The 3,048-nt window shown below is 58.6% G+C and carries 4 protein-coding genes; all 4 read left to right on the forward strand.

What is annotated here, in order from left to right:
- The coding region (locus tag VN887_02615; protein ID HXT38893.1) for an SDR family oxidoreductase at nucleotides 1–412 on the forward strand (412 nt) is incomplete at its 5' end.
- A 7-nt stretch (nucleotides 413–419) separates the two neighbouring features.
- On the forward strand, nucleotides 420–704 hold the full coding sequence (locus VN887_02620; protein ID HXT38894.1) for an acyl carrier protein: 285 nt from the start codon (nucleotides 420–422) through the stop codon (nucleotides 702–704).
- Nucleotides 705–840: 136 nt separating this feature from the next.
- Nucleotides 841–2,313, forward strand: coding sequence for a decarboxylating NADP(+)-dependent phosphogluconate dehydrogenase (gene gnd / locus VN887_02625; protein HXT38895.1), 1,473 nt, complete (start codon nucleotides 841–843; stop codon nucleotides 2,311–2,313).
- Between the two features lie 144 nt (nucleotides 2,314–2,457).
- The coding region (locus tag VN887_02630; protein HXT38896.1) for an ABC transporter substrate-binding protein at nucleotides 2,458–3,048 on the forward strand (591 nt) is incomplete at its 3' end.

Here is a 3,048-nt window from a genome sequence, read left to right on the forward strand (position 1 = left end):
GATCGCGTCAAATCTCGATTCCGTTTTTCATGGTTGTCAGGCTGTCATGCCAAATATGATTTTGCAGCGTCATGGACGCATCGTGAATATTTCGTCTTTGAGCGCATTGCTGGCTCCGGCGGGCCAGACCAACTACGCGGCGGCCAAAGCCGGAGTTGTTGCGTTAACGCAATCGCTGGCCAAGGAAGTCGCGCGCATCGGCATCACCGTAAACGCCGTTTGCCCGGGCTACGTGGACACTGAATCACTCGCGGCAATGGACGGGGAAGCGCGCAAGTCGGCGCTGGGGCGCGTCCCGATGCGCCGGTTCGGCAAACCGGAAGAAGTGGCGGCCGCAGTTCGATTTCTTGCTTGTCCAGACGCCGGTTACATTACAGGCTCGATTCTGAAAGTGGACGGCGGAATCCTTTAGCAAAGACATGGAAGACATCAACGCAATTCAAACCCGCGTCAAGAGCATGATCGTCGAGAACCTGATGCTACAGATCGGCGTCAGCGAGATCAAGGACGACCAGCCGCTGTTCGGCCCCGGCAGTCTCGGACTCGACTCGGTGGACGCGCTTCAACTGGTGGTTGCGCTCGACAAGAATTTCGGTTTGAAAATCCCGGACCCCGCCGCCGCGAAAGAGATTCTCCAGAACGTCGGGACGATCGTCGCCGCGGTGCGACAAAAATTCACGGGCACCTCTCTGGCTGAGCCCTGAGGCGCCGCGCGCTCGCGTGTAGATCGGTTCATTATTCCTTCCGGGCGGGCCACGAGGTATCAGACGGTTGCCGGTAAAAATCTTCTGGCGCAACCGGCGCACTTTTGTAAGGTGTCCCTTCTGAAAGAATCTGAACATGGAACCAAAAGCTGACATCGCCCTCATCGGATTGGCCGTCATGGGCCAGAACCTCATTTTGAACATGAACGACCACGGCAGTGTCGTGGCCGCGTTCAACCGGACGGTTGCCAAAGTGGATGAATTTCTCGCCAAAGAAGCCAGGGGCACGAACGTGGTCGGCGCGCATTCCATCGAGGAAATGGTCGCCCTTTTGAAAAAACCAAGGCGGGTCATGCTCATGGTCAAGGCCGGGAAACCGGTGGACGAGTTTATTGATCAGCTCCTGCCCCATCTCGAACCGGGCGACATCATCATTGACGGCGGCAACTCGCTGTTCGAGGACACGAACCGTCGCACGAAATATGTGGAATCGAAGGGCCTGCTCTATGTCGGCACCGGCGTGAGCGGCGGCGAGGAAGGTGCGCGTCACGGTCCCAGCATCATGCCCGGCGGTTCGCCGGCCGCGTGGCCGCACGTCAAGGCGATCTTTCAAGGCATCGCCGCCAGGGTTTCAGACGGCACCCCCTGCTGCGACTGGGTCGGGGAAAACGGCGCCGGTCATTATGTGAAGATGGTCCACAACGGGATCGAATACGGCGACATGCAGCTCATCTGCGAGGCCTACAACATCATGAAGAACGGTCTCGGCATGACCGCCGATGAAATGCACCTGGTCTTCAAGGAATGGAACGAAGGCGAACTCGAAAGCTACCTGATCGAGATCACGCGGGACATCCTCGCTTACAAGGACACCGACGGTCAGCCGCTCGTAGAGAAAATTCTCGATACTGCCGGGCAAAAAGGCACCGGCAAATGGACCGTCCAGAACAGCGCGGACCTGGGCATCCCGATCACGTTGATCGCGGAAGCCGTTTACGCGCGCTGCGTTTCGGCGCTCAAGGATGATCGCGTGAAAGCGGCGAAGAAATTGAAAGGCCCGCGTCCGTCTCTCGGAGGGATTTCGGCGAATGCCGAAAAGAAGAAGGCGTTTATCAATGACGTTCGCGACGCGCTCTATGCCTCGAAGATGGTCAGTTACACGCAGGGCTACATGCTCATGCGGGCCGCCGCCGCCGAATACAAATGGAACCTCAACTATGGCGGAATCGCGCTCATGTGGCGTGGGGGCTGCATCATCCGCAGCCGGTTCCTCGGCAAGATCAAGGAGGCATTCGACAAGAACCTGAAGCTTTCGAACCTGATGCTCGACGATTACTTTCGCGGTGAAATCAAACGCTGCCAGAAAGGCTGGCGAAACGTCGTCGCCTCGGCGATGAAACGCGGTATTCCGGTGCCGGCGTTCAGCACGGCGCTGGCGTTCTACGACCAATATCGCGCCGCCGTCCTTCCGGCGAACCTGCTGCAGGCGCAGCGCGATTATTTCGGCGCGCACACCTATGAACGCGTGGACAAACCGCGCGGCGAATTCTCCCACACCAACTGGACCGGCAAAGGCGGCACGACGGCCTCGGGAACCTATACCGTTTGAGTTGACCGATGGTCCGATTTTCCGAACCCGAGAAACCCCACTTGCATCAAGTTTGTTGTTCGTCAGTCGTGATCGCGCGGATGAAACTCCGGCTCTAAACAATTTTCCGGCATTTTTTCAAATCCGTGCTATGATGCGTCGCCGATGAAGAACGCACCGCGTTTGTCGCGCGCAGCTCTTTACAGTTTTGCAGTTGCCCTCCTGCTTGCGAGCAGGCCACTTCCGGCTTTTGCCTCCGACATTCTGGAAACCATCCGGAACCGCGGCGTTCTGCTCTGGGGCGCGGACGCCGAAGGCGGAGCCCCTTACGTCTATCCCGATCCACAAAGGCCGGAGCGATTGATTGGCTTCGAATTCGAGCTGGCCGACGCGCTCGCGGCGAAACTGGGCGTCAAGGCGCGCATGGTCCAGAACCAGTGGGACCAGCTCATTCCCGCGCTCGAACGCGGCAACTTCGACATCATCCTCAACGGGCTTGAACTGACCACTGAAAACCAGCAGCGCATCGCGATGTCGCGGCCCTACTTCGTTTACGCGCAGCAGATCGTCACCCGCAGGGAAACGCCAGGCCTCGCCGGGATCGACGATCTCAGGCACAAACCCGTCGGAGTGTTGTCATCGTCGGTTGCGCAGCGGTTGTTGCAGAAGGTTGACGGCGTGGACCTCCGGATTTATCCCGGCAATGTCGAGAGCTTTCGCGATCTCAAGGCACGCCGCATCGAAGCGGTGTTGCTC

Source organism: Candidatus Angelobacter sp. (assembly GCA_035607015.1).
In the GTDB taxonomy this organism is placed as follows: domain Bacteria; phylum Verrucomicrobiota; class Verrucomicrobiia; order Limisphaerales; family AV2; genus AV2.